Consider the following 17,422-nt stretch of genomic DNA (forward strand, 5'->3'; position numbering starts at 1 on the left):
GTGCATATATTTGAATTTTAATACACAAACTAATATAAAACATTAATAATCAAACATGTAACTTTTTATTGAATATAATCTCTAATAAATAAAAACTCGAAAACTTTATGAAAAAACTATTTTTAATGCCTCTTGTAGCATTATGCTTATTATTTACAGCTTGTAATGGCGGTAATGGTCCTGATAATCCGGATGGTAAATATGACGACTATCCTTACTCAACGCTTACTCCTGAGCAGCAAAAAAGTAAGCTGATTGCAGAGTCGGATGCACTCTTGAATAAAATTTCAGATTTGCCCGATCAAAAAGCAATTAGTTTGATGGAAACGTTTGCCGAGCTTGTTGATATTTCGGAGCCGGATGGAAACCTTCTCATTGATTTTGAAAAAGGATATTTTGAAGTGAATGAGTTTCAGGGCGAATACTCATGGAATGCTACTGTACGTGCATGGGATTTTGCCGATGCTAAAGGGAAGATTGTATTCAATTTCCCATCAACAGTTGAAGGAACTACAAACAATGCTAAGATTGAATTGTCGGGAGTAGGTTCGGATAATATGGAAAATATCAATGGAGATATAATAGAACTTCCGAAAGAACTGAAAGCGGTAATATCCGAAAATGGTTCGGAAGTTGCAAAAATTGAAGTAAAAGCTGAAAATCCTAATATCGCCAATGTTGCCAAATCGGCAAGTGCTAATGCAAGCATCGGCAATTATACTATCGTTGCAAATGCAAGCAAGGATGGTGAAAATAAGGTAAATTCTACAGTTAAATTCTCAAAAGGAAGCGACGTGCTTTTGTCGGGAACTCTGAGCTCTACCATTGATTGGGAATATATCAATGAATATACCTCTGGTAGTGGATATGTAGAAAGAGATACCATGATTAACTTGGATTATCAATCGTTCGAAGTAGATATTACATCGAACTTGGCATTGACAGGATATGTTGATATTAAAAATATGAACAAAGATTTGCGTGCCATTGATAAAAAGTATGAAGACAGGTACGATTCTACTTGGACAGAGGCAAAAGATAAAGCGTGTGCAGAAGAGTGGGTGGCTGCTTATAATAAATATTGTAAGGTTAGGCTTGTTTCCAGATCGGAAAAATATGTCATTGCCGATTTAGCTTTCGGTGTTGAGCCATATGAAAAAACTAAACAGGTATGGGATGACGATAATTGGACTTATGTGGAAGTGCCTGATGGTTACGGCTATGACGTAAAACATATTTTGGTGTTCAATGATAAAACAGAAGTTGATTTTGAGGTGTTCTTCGGAGAAGGTTTTGAAAAAGTGATACAGGCTTGGGAAGATTTTTTTGAAAAATTAGGGCTTGTGTATGAGGAGGATGAACCATCTGATATAACTGATGAAGTAGACTGGAATTAACTGCTCGGCATAAAGATAAAGAAAGGAGTGTTTCGTTTTCGGAAACATTCCTTTTTTTATTCAGGCGGGCTTCCCGCTCCGTTTTGAACTTTAGAAAAAAATGACTATTTTTGCAATCCTCGAAAAAGTAATTTATTAATAAGAAAATATTTTTAATACATGGCAACTACCGCTGACATAAAAAACGGAATGTGTATTGATCTTGATGGGCAGTATTATTTTATCACCGAATTTCTTCATGTGAAACCGGGTAAAGGTGCAGCCTTCGTTCGCACAAAAATGAAGAACGTTGTAACAGGCCGTACACTCGAAAAAACTTTTAATGCAGGAGTAAAAATAGACGAAGTACGTATCGAACGTCGCGAATACCAATATTTGTATCAGGACGATATGGGTTACAACTTTATGAATAATGAAACTTTTGAACAAATACCTGTTGCAAAAGAACAAATTAATGGAGTTGATTTCCTGAAAGAAGGAATGACCGTTGAAGTAGTGGTACATGCCGAATCCGAAACAGTTTTGTTTGTTGACCTTCCGGCACATGTGGCTTTGCAGGTAACATATACCGAGCCGGGTCTGAAGGGAGATACCGCAACAAATGCAACCAAGCCCGCAACGCTCGAAACAGGTGCTACCGTACGTGTTCCCCTGTTTATAAACGAAGGCGAGGTAATTAAAGTAGACACACGCGATGGTTCCTATGTGGAACGTGTAAAATCATAACTCTCGATTATTTTTTTTATTATGAAGTCCGGTAAACATGAATTTGTTTGCCGGACTTCATTTTTTACTATATTTGATGTTTGTATAATTATTTCTTGTCATGCACAAGGATATTTATTGGGCTCACGCAGAGTTGTACTCTGTGTGTTGCTCATAAGAGCAAATTTGGTATACCTGTTTTTCAAACAGGATGTAGGCTACAAGCCTGCGCCAGTCTAAGCTCAAATCGAAAAAACGTCAGAATGCAGTATCGTTATGCTTTTTGCAAAGTAAAATAAAGTTGTTCGTCGGGAAAATAGATAGTATTTGTCGATTTTCGGTTGCTGTATCGGGTATAAAACCTGTATTTTTGTCAAAAATAAAAATTGCAGGCTTGCTGTGCCTCGCAACTTTAAACTGATTATTGTAAAAGCAAATAAAAATGCAAAAATATTATGGAAGATAATAAAATTAAAACTTATCGTAAGCGCACACCGGGCTTTACATTTGGTATTATCCTTGTTTTGTTGGGAATGGTGTTTTTAGCTTTTAATTTCGGCCTGTTTCAGAACGAATGGAAACGTGTGCTATTCTCGTGGCAGATGTTGTTGATTGTAGTGGGTGTAATTACCTTTTTGCATCGTAATTTTTTTAATGGGCTTGTGCTGATTGCTGTCGGAGGATTTTTTATTCTGCCCCGTTTGGCACAGGCAGCACCCGAAGCCTTTTACTGGGTGTCGTATGATTTTACCCGCACTTATTGGCCTGTGTTATTAATTATAGCGGGTATATTAATGCTTTTGCATATTATAATACGGCCTCACCATCACCACAAGGCTGATTATTACTCGTGCTCGGACACCTCCTATACAGGAAAGAAAAACCCCCATCGTACCAATTATAACAGGGGTTTTGACCGCAGTACCGTATTTGGGAATGTTGAAGAAATAATTTTAGACCCTGTTTTTACCGATGGCGAGATTAATGCCGTATTTGGTGGGGTCACGATGGATTTAAGAAAAACCTCGTTGGCTGAGGGAGAAACCCGATTGGAGCTGAATGCCGTATTTGGCGGGATAACTCTTTTTGTTCCTGAAGATTGGCACGTAGAGCTGCATCTGACCAGTGTGTTTGGAGGCTTTAACGACAATCGCATTTTGTCCGACAATATCGACCATTCACGTAAGCTGATTGTTGTAGGAGGATGTGTATTTGGCGGCGGTGAGATAAGAAATTAATTGCTTTTGCAATTTGTATCATTATAATTCAGCATTTTACAATTTAACGTTTACACAAATAGTATGTCGTTTCTGATTGAAAATAGGGAAAGAACATGGCGTTATGCTTTGGTTTGGATTCCATACATACTTTTGCACATGGTTTCGTTAAAGTATCTGTCAGCCACTCTTCCGTTGTGGGCAATTGGTGTAGATGCCTTTGTACATGCCTTGCTGTTTGGGGTATTTGGTGTTTTGCTGTGGAATATGATGCAGTATGGCAATTACGATAAAATACCTGCTTTTCAGCGTACGGTAAACTATAGTGCATTAGCCCTTGTACTTCTTGTTTTGTGGATTGGCTTGGGCTATGGTCTGGCTTATTTGTTTTTTGGAAAAGAATATGCTGTGTGTTTTTTGCCGTTTTTCCCTTTTTATATCTTTGTCGGTATTTTGATTTATTTGCTTCATGTGTTTTATTTCCGCAATTGCTTGTTCCTACAAAAAGTGGAAGAGGAACTTGCTGAACTGGTGCCCGATTTGACGGCTTTGTCCGCATCCGAAGAAAGTGTAGACGAACAGCCTGATGCAAACGTGGAAGTGTTGGAACGGATTGCAGTAAAGTCGGGTGTTAAGATACATGTTATCCTTGTGTCCGAAATTGTATATCTACAGGCCGATGGCGATTATGTAAGGATTTTTACAGAAAACGGTAAATTCCTGAAAGAGCAAACAATGAAATATTTTGAGGAGAATTTGCCTGTAAGCCAGTTTGTACGGGTACATCGCTCGTATATAGTCAACATCGGTTGCATATCACGTGTAGAGCAATACGAAAAGCAAAACCAATTGCTCACATTGAAAAACGGCGATAAAATAAAGGCCAGCATTGCCGGATATAAGAATCTGAGGAAAAAATTAGGACTCTAAAATGGTAAATTATGTTAAAAATCGAATAAATATAGAAAAGGTGTTGTACAACATAAAAAAATGCTTTACATTTGCAATGTGTTTTTCATGGTATTAGATTTAAAGGTTAACTAAGGATTGGGTTGTCGGGACGACAACCTTTCTTTTTTTATATACGTCCCCCCACTTGCGCTTTACAAGATTTAGAAACTGTTTCTTAACCTAAGTTTTTTCTTTCAAAAATATCACTTGTCCCTTTCCTCTGAAAATATTTTCTGTTTTCGCTTTATTATTTCCGAGACATACAAACAAAATATACATTTATTTTATGGAAAAGAAGTCCCGTATTGATGTGGCAGATGTGCTGAGAGGAATTGCAGTGTTAGGAATCGTACTGCTGCACAGTGTCGAACATTTTAATTTTTATTCATATCCTGATACCTCTACACAAAGCCAGTTCCTTAATTTTACCGATAAAATTATTTGGGATGGTCTTTTCTTCACGTTTGGAGGCAAGGCCTATGCTATTTTCGCATTGCTTTTTGGCTTCAGTTTTTTTATTCAGGACGACAACCGCTACAAGAAGGGAGAGGATTTTCGTCCGCGTTTCATGTGGCGGATGGTGTTGTTATTCCTGATAGGTAATATCAATGCAATGTTTTTTACAGGCGAGGTGTTGGTAATGTACTCTTTGGTTGGCTTTGTACTTGTTTTGGTTTGCCGTTTGCCAAGCCGGGTTATCCTTGTTATTGCTACTGTTTTTATGCTTCAGCCTGTGGAGTGGGCTAAATTAATTACAGTTCTTTTCAACCCCGATTATGTTCCACAAGACAGTTTATCAAGTCATTTTTTTGAAAAAGCATACGAAGTACAAGCTAATGGAACGTTTTGGGAGACGCTGAAAATGAACCTGTGGGATGGGCAGTTGGCAAGCCTTACGTGGGCATGGGAGCATGGGCGTATTTTCCAAACAGCCGCATTGTTTATGTATGGTTTGCTTGCAGGCAGAAAAAGATTATTTCTTTATTCGGAAAATAATATGAAAAAATGGCTGGGTACTTTAGGTGTGGCTTTGATTGCCTATTTCCCGTTAGCCGGTTTGAAAAACATGTTTCCTGATTTTATATCGGATAAATCTATTCTTGCGTCGTTAAACTTAATTTTCTCTTCGTACGCTAATTTTGCTTTTATGTCCATTCTCGTGTCCGGTATAGTCTTAGCATTTTATACTTCGCGGTTTTACGGCATATTGATGAAAATAGCCCCTTATGGCCGGATGAGTCTCACTAATTATATTACTCAATCCATTGTTGGCTCTATGTTGTTTTACAATTGGGGATTCGGGTTGCACCAGTATTTGGGAATCACGTATAGCTTTTTGGTTGGTATAGGCTTGTTTATACTTCAGTTTGTATTTTGCCGCTGGTGGCTGAAGAGGTTTACACATGGCCCTCTTGAATATGTATGGAAAAAAGCAACGTGGATTGGAAAGGCATAAAAAACACCTTATCTCGACATCATTATAGTTGTGGTGCTTAAGTTGTTCGTGTACGTTCCGGTTATTTCTTTACCATTTTCATCTTCTACCTCGTACTCGAATGAATAATCATGGCCTGAATTTTCGACCCTGATTTTTCCACGTATTATTTTAGTATGTTCGGTATATCCGTTTTTTGTACTGCAAAGCCAGCTACCATACTCCCGCCCATATTGCCCGTAAAGATATCCCGGCGTTATGGTATAGGGTGTGTACGCATAAGGGTCGGTACTATCCGATATGTTGTAAACGCCTGTGGGGATATTATCTTTTATGGTGGCATCTACATTAAACTCGAACATCAGTACTTCGTTTTTCCCTTCGGCATTATCCCAATCAATACTTACTGTGCCCATATACAGGATGAAACTATTGGAAATACCTGTGGCGTAGGGGTTGTTTAAAAACTCCAGTCTGGCTTGCGTATATGGCTCCGGTATTACGGTGATTTGGCAATATGCTTCCCTGTCTCCTGCGCTTGCAATAATGGTGGTTTTACCCACTCCAATAGCTTTAACAAGACCTTCGGTTACGGTTGCAACCTTATTATCTGCCGACTGCCAATTAATAGCAAATTCGCTTTCGTCTTTCGACGCTTCAAGTATTGCCTCTAATCTGAAGTCTTCACCCACGATTAACGATTTTTCATTCTCGCTTAATGTAAGTTCCTTTATTTCATTCTTACAGGCCGAAAGGGTAAGAATAATACAGAGTATTGCGGATATTTTAATTAAAGCTTTCAAAAGTATTTTCAAATTATTGATACATGTAACAAACATAAACTACTCTTTATTTAGGATGTGTTTTACAAAGTATGCTTCTGCCTGAAAGGCAAAACTTAGTGCAGAAGTCCTGTCTTTCAGACAGAGTTTGTTCTTTGGCTCATCCTCCGCAAGCAGTGTTTTGCTTGCATGCGGTTATGTAAATATTGTCTTTCAGGCAAATAAAAAGAAGAAAGTATTTTCGCCTTTAAACTTTTACCTAAAAATCTTGACTCTTGACTCTTGATTCTTGATTCTTGGTTCTTGGTTCTTGGTTCTTGACTCTTGGTTCTTGGTTCTTGACTCTTGGTTCTATCTCACTGTATTTCAATAATTTTAAGCTCGTCGATACCCAAACGTACTTTCAGCCAATCGTTTAGTTTACGTTCGCGAATAGTGTCTTTGGGGTTAATCCACTCTACAAACAAAGTGGGGATTGTATCCAGTTGGTTAGTTGCAACGTCGGTATAAACCGAATGACGTGATATCGAAAACCGCTTAACGTTCGGGTATTCCACCGCTATCTCGCGGGCAAGCTGTAGGTGGTCTACTCCCGATAATGTCAACTCGTCCAGCTCCTTGTTCAGGCCTGTAATGATTAGGTCTTTTTCCTGTAGCAGTTCATCTTTCCTGTCCAGCAGTTTGCTCAATACGTTTGCCTGTGCATCTATATCCAGCGTTCCCGTTGTTTGCTTTATCGTAAGTTTAGTATTGTTTAATCCATATTCTACCAACCTGTTTTGTAGGCGTTCTATTTGTCGTTGTTCAAGGGTTTTGCCTACCAGCGAAAGCGAAATCTCTTTTTCCTTCGACGAGTAATTGCGCTTTACATTGATAATCTCTATCTCGTCGAATATGTCTTCTTGCTGTATGTCGTGTACGTATCTGATAGCCTGACTGTTGAAGCGGGTTTCGGCCACCATGCCCCACGCCATAAATACACTTGGTACAATAACGATAATAGAAAAAACGGTGATTGTGCGCTTTACCATTTTTTCCCGCTGTGCGTCCACATATTTTCGGCGTGGAAAGCGCATGTAGCGCACCATGACAAATGTAGACAATGCGATGAAGAACGAGTTGATAAAAAACAGGTAAAATGCACCTAAAAAGTAATTGAACTGCCCTGTGGCGAGCCCATATCCCGCGGTACACAATGGGGGCATCAGCGCGGTAGCAATGGCTACTCCTGCTATGATGGTAAATTTTCCCTCTTTGCGCGACGATGCTACGATACCTGCCGCACCTCCGAAAAAGGCAATCATCACGTCGAAAATAGTGGGGGTGGTACGTGCCAATAATTCCGATTGTGCATCGCTTAACGGGCTGATAAGAAAATACGCTGTAGAGGCTACCAAACTAATGACAACCATTACCAACAGGTTTTTGATGGATTTTTTGAGCAGGTCGGAGTCATTAATCCCGATAGACAGCCCTATGCCATTGATAGGACCCATAAGGGGAGAGATGAGCATCGCGCCGATAATGACTGCCGTAGAATTCATGTTCAGCCCGATGGATGCCACGATGATAGCAAAAAACAATATCCAGACATTGGCTCCTTTGAAGTCGATGTCTTTTTTTATCGAGTTTACTGTGGTTTCTACATCGGTATCGGCACTCAGATTTGTTAACCTCCTGACAAAGTGCTGAACACGACGCCAGTATAATGACATTTTTTCTTTGAATAAACCCATAAGGTAGTTACAAGTAATTTAGTTACGAGTTACAAGTAAAAAAATATTGCTTATTACCCAACGTAAAAAGAATAATATCCCATAGGGATTGAAGTTTGGTAAAAAGTGTATTCTTTAATTATAAGCGTGCCGTAGGTACGCTACAGTTATGGATAAACTTACGTACCTACGGCACGCAGGCTTTTTGTGTATTTTTACCAAGCTGTCACTCCTAACAGAGTGTCTATGAGCTGTACAAATCTTATTTTCTGTGCGATAGGGCGTATAGCGGCTTAAAGTCCGCTTTACGCCTAAACTCTTTCAGTTTTTTTTGAATGTCAATTTAAATAATTTGATGCTCATACTCGACAAAAAGTGTCAAGTGTTTTCAATCTGTTATAGGCATTCTTTTGACCTTGTCCGATGAACCGAAAAACAAGTGAAAGGAGCGTAAAAATACTCACTGTTTGAGCGTAGCGAGTTTGAGGATTTTAGCTCCTTGAGCGTAAGTTTTTCGTGTGAAGCGGGCAGAGTCTTGATTTTTTGTTCCTTTTGCATCAAGGCAAAAGGAAGTAGATAGTTTTAGTTAATGGAAATGATTGATTATTAGCAAAATTATTGGCTGTTATTCAATCTTTTCACATACAAAACAACTTCGAAAACCTACATTCTCTCATTTCTATTCAACCACAGTTACCCAACCGTGTGTGTCGGGTTCGTCGCCATATTGAATTGCACGCAGCTTATTATATAGCTTTTCGCTGATAGGGCCCGGTTTGCCGTCTTTTGAGAAAACGTACGATTTTTTATTATCTAAATCGTCGATACGCTCTATCGGGCTGATAACAGCCGCTGTTCCGCATGCTCCGGCTTCTTCAAAAGTGTCAAGCTCTTCTAACGCCACTTCCCGCCGTTCTACTTTCAATCCTAACTCTTCGGCTATTACCATCAGGCTTTTGTTGGTGATAGAGGGTAGGATAGAGCTGGATTTGGGAGTGATATAAGTATTGTTTTTTATGCCAAAGAAATTGGCAGCACCGCACTCGTCAATGTATTTTTTTTCTTTAGCATCCAGATAAAACACATTTGAATATCCCATGTGGTGGGCTTTTTCGCCCGGTACTAAGCTGGCGGCGTAGTTGCCCCCTATTTTGTAAGTACCTGTTCCGAGTGGTGCCGCACGGTCGTACTCACGTGTCACCACGAAGGGCGTAGTCTGGAAACCGCCTTTGAAATAAGGGCCTACCGGAGTTACAAAGATGATAAACTCATATTCGGCTGCAGGTTTAACTCCCACCTGCGGGCTTGTACCGATAAGTAACGGACGGATATAAAGCGATGCTCCCGACTCGTAAGGAGGAACGAAACGTTCGTTCATTTTTACGGCTTGGATGCAGGCTTCTTTGAACTTGTCAGTTGGCATTTCGGCCATTGCGATGCCTTGGCTCGACGATTGCATGCGCTTCGCGTTTTCTTCAATGCGGAATATACGGATTTTTCCATCCTTCCCGCGAAATGCTTTCAACCCTTCAAATGCTTCCTGACCATAATGCAGGCAGGTAGCAGCCATGTGCAGGTTTATTGTTTCGTCGGTATGTGCTTCGAGTTCGCCCCATGCGCCGTTGGTGAATTTGCAACGTATATTATAGTCTGTTTTTATGTAACCGAACGACAGGTTACTCCAATCAATTTCTTTCATAACATTCAGTTTGTTGTATAATTGTTTATATCTATTTTGTTTTTGTACGCTAAGACACGGATTTAATTATTAGTTGTTAATTTTTAATTATTATTCCCGTATAGCGGCTTAAAGTCCGCTTTACGGGTAAGTTCCGTTTGCTTTATTCACCTCACCCCTTGCCCCTCTCCTCAAGGAGAGGGGTTGAGTTACTTCCGGATTGTTATATTGCTATTTATTCACGTTCCTTGTTCTTCTTTCGCCCCCTACAAATTCGATGAGATGACTTTTTGTCTGTTTCTCGTAACCATTGTCCTTTCGGATTTGTAATCAGTCGTGGTCGGAAGGTTTTAGACGTTAAAATAATCCTGATTTTAAGGGCTGTAAGCCCATTTTAATTCAGCCCAATGGCAAGCGAAGCGTCGCCTTGGGTTAAAACAAACAACCACTCTATGCGCTGAAAATGTCGATTAAATGAGAACAGATTCAAACATGTTTAAAATCTGTCGAATGTGAGACATTTATGTAAAGCGCAGGTTAAACTTTAANACAGCCCGCTAAGTTTGCTATTGCAAACCAACCCAAGGCGACGCTTCGCTTTGCCGTTGGGCTGAAATAACCTGCCACTTCGTGGCGAAAAAATCTTCCGACCACTACTGATTTGTAATCCGAAAGTTACTATCTGCGGATTTAAAATCCGCTATTAGGATATCATCGGATTACCGCTCGAACTTGTTCGCACCGCAAAGCGGATTGTTCCATTGGCTTGCCAAGAAATCCGATGAGACGGAGAAAAGAAGTAAGAAGTAAGAGGCAAGTAAGTAACTTTCACCTTTTTCCTTTCACCTTTTTCCTTTTGTCTTGGCTCTTGATTCTTGGCTCTTTAATCTATTTCTCCTTTCTCCTTTTATCTCCTTCTAATACCAATACCGCCTCATTCCCCATATTGAACAGTAAATCGATGATGCTCAGGTTGGGGATAAATCCCAGTTTCTGTTCAAATACCTGGTAATACTTTTTAAAATTAGTTTTCTCGTCACTCTCTTTTTTGGGGTGTATTCTTTCCCTCAAATCTACGATGCCTTCGGCTAAAACAGGCTGATAGGTTTCTGTCAGGATAATGCGGGGCGTTAAGTCCAATAGCTCAAAGGCTTTATCCATTAGCGCATGGTTGAAATCCCACAAAAAAGTCCATTTCTTTTCGTACAACGGCATAAAATCGTCTTTATAGTATTCAAAAAACGGTGTAGAGTTGTACGCCGATTCTATCGAGCGCCAATGCTGCACTTGCCAGTCGTTGTAATAAGATATTTTTACATCGCGTGTAAGCTGTTTTTCCCCGCTTATTTTCTCCACCGGAATAGTTAAGTCCATCGTTCCGTTTGCCGTAGCAATGCGGCAACGGTTGCGGTAAGTCTGCTTCACGTAATTATCGTGATGTTCGAGAAAAATTTTATCCGCTTTCGCCAAAGCCAGATAATATTCCGTAGGAGCCAGATATGCTGTTGTCAGGCAGGCTTGCATCTGCTTCCTCCCCCCTTATCTTTTAGCGTTTTTGAAAAAACGGTTCCAGCGTATTTTGCCTTGGAACAAGCCTTTGTCCTTATCCAGCGATAGCCAAACAAACATCGGGCGTCCTACCACGTGGTCTTCGGGTACGAAGCCCCAGTAGCGCGAATCGGCCGACTTGTGCCTGTTGTCGCCCAACATCCAGTAATAATCCATTTTTACTTTGTAATGGGTAGCCTGTTCGCCGTTGATATAGATAACGCCGTCTTTTATTTCCAGTTTATTTTTTTCGTATGTTGTGATTATACGCTCGTAAATAGGCAGGTTTTCCAGCGTTATTTCAAGCTCATCTCCCTTTTTGGGAATATATAGAGGCCCATAGTTATCTCTGTTCCAGCCATAATCGGCATTGAGCGGATATACATCTCCTCCAAATTCGGCAGGCTCTATTTCTATTTTTACCACGCCACGTGTACGTTTCAGTTTGTCATACGTTTCTTGTGTAAGCGGCAGGTGATATACAGGCTTTCCCTGCTGAAATCCAAAAAATGCAGTTACATCCTGTCTCATGCCATTAGGAAATACTTCATAATCTTCGTTGCTTATCTCCATCTTTTTCAGGAAATCTTTGCTCAGTACAGTTCCGTCGGTCTGTATGAAGTAGTTGTGCTGTATTCCCGGAAATTTGGGTTGTTCTACTCCATTTACATAAATCTGGTTGCTTCGAATCTCGAACGTGTTGCCCGGAAGTCCTACACATCGTTTTACATAATTCTCGCGACGGTCGACAGGGCGGTACACTATTTCTCCGAAGGTTTGTTCGTCATTCCGTACCCGTTCGCGTCCGTAAATTTTACACAGTGTATAGTAATCCGGATTCTGCATTTTGAGTGCTACGGTATCGCCCGTCGGGAAATTGAACACAACTATATCATCCAGCTTTATATCAGTCAGTCCCTTTAAGCGGCGGTATTCCCATTGCGGTTTTTCAATGTAAGATTTGGTGTTGATTATTGGCAAGGTGTGTTGTGCCAATGGAAACGATAGCGGTGTCATGGGTACACGAGGCCCATAGGCGGCTTTGCTAACTGCAAGGAAATCGCCCACCAAAAGCGTTTTTTCGAGCGACGAGGTAGGTATCTGGTAGTTTTGGAACAAGAATGCGAAAATGAAATATACGGCAATAAGTGCAAAAACTATTGCATCTACCCACCCCATAATACTGCGTACAGTCTTGTTTTTAATGTTTTTCCACCAGCCCCACGGCACGTATTTAGTTACAAAAACGTCGAAAAAGAATGGTGTTAACAGCAGCCACCAGAAGTTGTTCACCCAAATGATGAACAATACATAAATAACTACAGCAATGATGCCTTTGACCCATTGTGCGGTAGTAGCCTGTTCGATACGTGCTTTGAGTGATAACTTATCGTTTGTTTTTTCTGAGTCCATATTTTTTTGATATTTATTATCCTAATTTTAAAAGGTCGTTCATTCCCAGAAATCCTTTTTTGCCTGCGGTAAATTCTGCTGCTATAACAGCTCCGAGTGCCAGCCCCTCGCGGTTTTTCGAGTCGTGGGTAATGGTAATGACATCCACATCCGATTCGTATCTTATCGAGTGCATGCCCGGCACTTCGCCTTCGCGTATCGATTTGATAACCAATTCTTCGGGCTTAGTTGCAGCTTCTTTTACCCATGCGGTTTTGCGGTCCATTTTTTCAATGATTCCTTCGGCCAGTGTGATAGCTGTTCCGCTTGGCGCATCCAGTTTATGAATGTGGTGTGCCTCAGTCATTTCCACGCTATAATCCGTAAAATTATTCATCAGGGATGCCAGATATTTGTTTACCGCCATAAATACGTTCACACCTAAACTAAAATTTGATGACCAGAACAGCGTATATCCGTTTTTTTCGACATCGGCTTTCACTTCGGGCAGTTTTTCGCTCCATCCCGTAGTGCCCGACACAACGGGAACTCCGGCCGCAAAGGCTCTTTTGTAATTTTCCAAAGCCACTTTCGGTATTGTAAACTCAATGGCAACGTCCGCACTCCTGAAAGCGTCGGATTCAAAATCGTTTTGATTGTCAATGTCAATTATAGAAACGATTTCGTGACCGCGCTCCTGCGCAATGCGTTCTATCGTTTTCCCCATTTTGCCATATCCTATCAGTGCTATTTTCATAAATTTTTAATTATTAATTTTTAATGTTTAAGCAGGAGCAATGTCTTCGGAGTTTCTCCTTTGGGAATTAATTGTGCTCATGACTTCTTCTAATTGCCTTTAGCTCCTTCTTAATACTGCCCTGTGCCTAACAGTACAAGTGTACATGCCTGTTCCCATCCGATGCCATTGTCCGACAGGAGTTTTTCTAATTCTCCGTTTTCAGTACCTGGGTTGAAGATTACACGCTTTGGTTTCAGCGACAGAATGTAATCGTAGTACTCCGCTTGGTACTTTGCCGACAAATATAGTGTAATTGTATCAATATCTTTAAATTCTTTTTTCTCCGTATCAATCACTTGCCCGAAAATTGTATCCGGGCGTTTGCCTATCAACTCTATTTCGTGCCCGTGCTGCAAGAGCCTTTCGGCTGCCATGTAGGCATAACGTTGTGGGTTCGAGCTTGCGCCTATGATTAATGTTTTTTTCATATTACGTTTTTTTTAAACACGGAGACACGGGGTAATTGTTAATTATTAATGTTTAATTATTATTTTATTCCGTATAGCGGCTTCGAGTCCGCTTTACGGGTAATGTATGTTTTTTCTATTTTCTTTTATCGGGCGAAAATTTTTTCGCCCCTACATTTTTTATTCTCATATTTGGCGCAAGTCTGTGACTTGTTTGTCTCATCGGATTTGCAATCAGTCGTGGTCGGAAAATTTTTTCGCCACGAAGTGGCAGGTTATTTCAGCCCAATGCAACGCGTTGGGTTAAAGTAAACATTTCCATTCTGCGCGCTGAAAGCGCAGGTTAATCTTAACTTGGGCTTACAGCCCGCCAAATTTACTGTTGCAAACTAACCCAAGGCGACGCTTCGCTTTGCCATTGGGCTAAATTAAAACGGGCTTACAGCCCTTAACGTCATGATTTTTCTAATGCTTGAAATCTTCCGACCACGACTAATTTGCAACATATTTGACGCAAGTCTGTGACTTGTGTCGATGTTTCTTTGCAGTTTAAAACTGCATTTATTTTTGGCACAAGTTACGCTACGCTAAACTTGCGCCAGTCAGGGGACGCCTCGCTTTGCCATTGGGCTAAATTAATACGGGCTTACAGCCCTTAACGTCATGATTCTTCTAATGCTTGAAATCTTCCGACCACGACTAATTTGCAATCCGATAAGACCGATAAAATTAGAGTTGTGTTCGTTCAGCAATTCAACAATTTTACATTTATACAACCATAGCTTATCCTTCTCTAAGGTAATCGAAACACTCGAATATCTCGTCTTTCGATGCTGTTTGGTTTATCTTTATTTCGCCTACATCGCTCAGCAAGGTGAAATTAATGTCTTTCGATTCGTTCTTTTTATCGTGCGTCATCAGTTCGTAAAGCGCATCGTACTGCTTGCAGCTAAAATAAAACATTCCATAATACTCTTTTATCAGCGTGCGGAGCCGGAGTATATCCTCTTTGGGGAAGTTGAGTTTTATGTGCGATAAATACAGCTCGCACAAAAGTCCCCATGCAACTGCATATCCGTGCAATACAGGTTCTTCTGTTCTGTACGACAGGCTCTCGAAAGCATGGCCAAAAGTGTGCCCCAGATTCAGAGCCTTGCGTATGCCTTTTTCTTTCGGGTCGGCTGCTACGATGCTTTCTTTTATATCAATGTTTTTCTTTAACAGCGTTTTTAGCTTATTAAAATCAATATGGTTTAAATCAAATGCCAATACTTCGTTCCACGATTCGCGGCTGTCAATCAACGCATGTTTTACCATTTCGGCAAAGCCCGAACGCAGGTTTTTATCGTCGAGGGTTTTGAAAAAATCAACGCTGATAAGCACTGCCTTTGCCGGAGCAAAAACTCCGATTTCGTTTTTCAGCCCCAAAAAATTGATGCCTGTTTTACCTCCGGTAGCAGCATCCACAGCTCCCAGCAAGGTAGTGGAGATATTGATATAATCCATGCCGCGCTTGAAGGTCGATGCCGTAAACCCTCCGATGTCGGTAATCATTCCTCCTCCCAGGTTTATCATCAGCGAAGCCCTTGTAGCTCCGTTGTTTACCATATACTCCCATATGCCGAGTGCCGAGTTTATATTCTTGTTTTCGTCTCCTGCCGCAATCGAAATCACATGACTGTTGCGTAGCTTTTCAGATTCAAACAGTACCGGCAAACAAAGCTCTTTTGTTTTTTCGTCGGTCAGAATAAAAATACTGTCGGCACTTTTTTCGTCAATGAGCTTGTTCAGGTCGGATAATATATTGTTGCTTATTATTGTAGCCAAAGTACTTGTTTGTTTTAAATTCGAATTACAAAGATACTTTTTTTATAAAATATGTGGGTATATTTTAGTAGCAGAATGTTCGTTTTTTATTCAATTTAGTTAATCTCTATAAGTTTTTCGAATCATTAGCACATGAAATTGCGCTGTGGTAGGGGGCGAGGGGGGAGGAGTGAGAGGTAAGGGGTGAGGGGTGAGGGGTGAAGTCTCGTAGAGACGAAAGTTTGGTAATAGCTGTTTCCTGCCCCTTATTGGTGCAAGTTTAGCGAAGCGTAACTTGTGCCTATCAATAAAAATCCCCTTGCTACCGCACGATTGTATCGTGTGGTTTTTTANCAGGCCACATGCCTGCGGTGTCCGATACATCGGACTGTTCCATATGAAAATCTGATTTTTCAAGTCAACATGCTTTTAAAATACCCCTTATTGGCGCAAGTTTAGCGAAGCGTAACTTGTGCCTATCAATAAAAATCCCCTTGCTACCGCACGATTGTATCGTGTGGTTTTTTAATCTTACCACGCGAAAGATTTGCGCGGTAGCAAGGGGGGTAAAAAGGATATGTTATCGTAAGTGTTTGGTTGTCAATGTCAAAAACCTTATTTTTTGTATTAAACCTTAGTAATAGGGATAAAGACCGATAACTTCAACCTTATTAGCTTATTTCTCTGTTATTCAATAAACTAATAAGGTTTAGTTTGATGAGGCATTGAAGTTACTAAGGTTTATTTCTGAAAATAAGGTTTCATTGTCAGGCTAATCTGTTGATAAAAAACATACAACACCAGTATGTTTTAAAAAGTATGCTCCTGCCTGAAAGGCAGTATTTTCATAACCGCATGCAAGCGAAGCGCAGCTTGCGGCAACAGCCCTCTAAATTATACTTTGCTTGAAAGACAGCAGCTTTCAGTCCTGCCTTTCAGGCAGAGGGTGCTTTTTATCTTTCCTCCGCAGGTCACATGCCTGCGGTGTCCGATACATCGGACTGTTCCATATGAAAATATGACTTTTCAAGTTAGCTTGCTTTTAAAATACCCCTTATTGGCGCAAGTTTAGCGAAGCGTAACTTATGCCTATCAATAAAAATTCCCTTGCTACCGCACGATTGTATCGTGTGGTTTTTTAATCTTACCACGCGAAAGATTTGCGCGGTAGCAAGGGGGGTAAAAAGGATATGTTATCGTAAGTGTTTGGTTGTCAATGTCAAAAACCTTATTTTTTGTATTAAACCTTAGTAATAGGGATAAAGACCGATAACTTCAACCTTATTAGCTTATTTCTCTGTTATTCAATAAACTAATAAGGTTTAGTTTGATGAGGCATTGAAGTTACTAAGGTTTATTTCTGAAAATAAGGTTTCATTGTCAGGCTAATCTGTTGATAAAAAACATACAACACCAGTATGTTTTAAAAAGTATGCTCCTGCCTGAAAGGCAGTATTTTCATAACCGCATGCAAGCGAAGCGCAGCTTGCGGCAACAGCCCTCTAAATTATACTTTGCTTGAAAGACAGCAGCTTTCAGTCCTGCCTTTCAGGCAGAGGGTGCTTTTTATCTTTCCTCCGCAGGCCACAT

Annotated in this window: 13 protein-coding genes; 5 read left to right on the plus strand and 8 right to left on the minus strand. The window is 40.4% G+C overall.

Annotation, left to right across the window (positions count from 1 at the left end; all coding sequences use genetic code 11):
• Positions 1-107 precede the first annotated feature (107 nt).
• The 5 genes from D0T49_RS00940 to D0T49_RS00960 all read left to right on the plus strand — a co-directional run bounded on the left by D0T49_RS00940 (position 108) and on the right by D0T49_RS00960 (position 5,726).
• Positions 108-1,397 (plus strand): hypothetical protein, encoded by a 1,290-nt coding sequence (locus D0T49_RS00940; protein WP_163628717.1) that lies wholly within the window; start codon positions 108-110, stop codon positions 1,395-1,397.
• A 159-nt stretch (positions 1,398-1,556) separates the two neighbouring features.
• A complete protein-coding gene (efp, locus tag D0T49_RS00945; RefSeq protein ID WP_163628718.1) occupies positions 1,557-2,123 on the plus strand; it encodes an elongation factor P in 567 nt (188 codons plus the stop codon).
• Between the two features lie 434 nt (positions 2,124-2,557).
• Complete coding sequence (locus D0T49_RS00950; RefSeq protein ID WP_163628719.1) at positions 2,558-3,340, plus strand: LiaI-LiaF-like domain-containing protein; 783 nt, start codon at positions 2,558-2,560, stop codon at positions 3,338-3,340.
• A gap of 63 nt (positions 3,341-3,403) precedes the next feature.
• Positions 3,404-4,249 carry a LytTR family DNA-binding domain-containing protein gene (locus D0T49_RS00955; RefSeq protein ID WP_163628720.1) on the plus strand — a complete coding sequence of 282 codons (846 nt, stop codon included), beginning with the start codon at positions 3,404-3,406 and terminating at the stop codon, positions 4,247-4,249.
• 307 nt (positions 4,250-4,556) lie between these two features.
• Positions 4,557-5,726: a DUF418 domain-containing protein gene (locus D0T49_RS00960; protein WP_163628721.1), complete on the plus strand. Its 1,170-nt coding sequence runs from the start codon at positions 4,557-4,559 to the stop codon at positions 5,724-5,726.
• An 8-nt stretch (positions 5,727-5,734) separates the two neighbouring features.
• Here D0T49_RS00960 and D0T49_RS00965 read toward each other — a convergent pair whose 3' ends face one another.
• From D0T49_RS00965 to aroB, 8 genes are all read right to left on the minus strand, one after another.
• Entirely contained in the window at positions 5,735-6,508 is a 774-nt protein-coding gene (locus D0T49_RS00965; RefSeq protein ID WP_203583399.1) for an Ig-like domain-containing protein, read from the minus strand.
• A 335-nt stretch (positions 6,509-6,843) separates the two neighbouring features.
• Complete coding sequence (locus D0T49_RS00970) at positions 6,844-8,202, minus strand: TIGR00341 family protein (RefSeq protein ID WP_163628723.1); 1,359 nt, start codon at positions 8,200-8,202, stop codon at positions 6,844-6,846.
• A gap of 679 nt (positions 8,203-8,881) precedes the next feature.
• Positions 8,882-9,901 carry a branched-chain amino acid aminotransferase gene (locus tag D0T49_RS00975; protein WP_163628724.1) on the minus strand — a complete coding sequence of 340 codons (1,020 nt, stop codon included), beginning with the start codon at positions 9,899-9,901 and terminating at the stop codon, positions 8,882-8,884.
• Between the two features lie 867 nt (positions 9,902-10,768).
• The gene (locus D0T49_RS00980) at positions 10,769-11,404 is read right to left on the minus strand and encodes a WbqC family protein (RefSeq protein WP_163628725.1); all 636 of its coding nucleotides are present in this window, start codon (positions 11,402-11,404) and stop codon (positions 10,769-10,771) included.
• Between the two features lie 15 nt (positions 11,405-11,419).
• Positions 11,420-12,796 carry a signal peptidase I gene (gene lepB / locus D0T49_RS00985; RefSeq protein WP_163628730.1) on the minus strand — a complete coding sequence of 459 codons (1,377 nt, stop codon included), beginning with the start codon at positions 12,794-12,796 and terminating at the stop codon, positions 11,420-11,422.
• A 61-nt stretch (positions 12,797-12,857) separates the two neighbouring features.
• Positions 12,858-13,577 (minus strand): 4-hydroxy-tetrahydrodipicolinate reductase, encoded by a 720-nt coding sequence (gene dapB, locus D0T49_RS00990; RefSeq protein ID WP_163628726.1) that lies wholly within the window; start codon positions 13,575-13,577, stop codon positions 12,858-12,860.
• Positions 13,578-13,687: 110 nt separating this feature from the next.
• The gene (locus D0T49_RS00995; protein ID WP_163628727.1) at positions 13,688-14,047 is read right to left on the minus strand and encodes a CoA-binding protein; all 360 of its coding nucleotides are present in this window, start codon (positions 14,045-14,047) and stop codon (positions 13,688-13,690) included.
• Between the two features lie 762 nt (positions 14,048-14,809).
• Positions 14,810-15,853, minus strand: coding sequence for a 3-dehydroquinate synthase (gene aroB, locus D0T49_RS01000; RefSeq protein WP_163628728.1), 1,044 nt, complete (start codon positions 15,851-15,853; stop codon positions 14,810-14,812).
• Positions 15,854-17,422: the final 1,569 nt, after the last annotated feature.

It is taken from the genome of Paludibacter sp. 221 (assembly GCF_010501035.1).
GTDB lineage: Bacteria > Bacteroidota > Bacteroidia > Bacteroidales > Paludibacteraceae > QVMH01.

Coding starts and splice junctions, on each gene's coding strand:
- D0T49_RS00950 (WP_163628719.1), top strand. CDS start 2,558: ATGGAAGATAATAAAATTAAAACTTATCGTAAGCGCACACCGGGCTTT.
- D0T49_RS00940 (WP_163628717.1), top strand. CDS start 108: ATGAAAAAACTATTTTTAATGCCTCTTGTAGCATTATGCTTATTATTT.
- D0T49_RS00970 (WP_163628723.1), bottom strand. CDS start 8,202: ATGTCATTATACTGGCGTCGTGTTCAGCACTTTGTCAGGAGGTTAACA.
- D0T49_RS00980 (WP_163628725.1), bottom strand. CDS start 11,404: ATGCAAGCCTGCCTGACAACAGCATATCTGGCTCCTACGGAATATTAT.
- dapB (WP_163628726.1), bottom strand. CDS start 13,577: ATGAAAATAGCACTGATAGGATATGGCAAAATGGGGAAAACGATAGAA.
- D0T49_RS00995 (WP_163628727.1), bottom strand. CDS start 14,047: ATGAAAAAAACATTAATCATAGGCGCAAGCTCGAACCCACAACGTTAT.
- D0T49_RS00960 (WP_163628721.1), top strand. CDS start 4,557: ATGGAAAAGAAGTCCCGTATTGATGTGGCAGATGTGCTGAGAGGAATT.
- efp (WP_163628718.1), top strand. CDS start 1,557: ATGGCAACTACCGCTGACATAAAAAACGGAATGTGTATTGATCTTGAT.
- D0T49_RS00955 (WP_163628720.1), top strand. CDS start 3,404: ATGTCGTTTCTGATTGAAAATAGGGAAAGAACATGGCGTTATGCTTTG.
- D0T49_RS00975 (WP_163628724.1), bottom strand. CDS start 9,901: ATGAAAGAAATTGATTGGAGTAACCTGTCGTTCGGTTACATAAAAACA.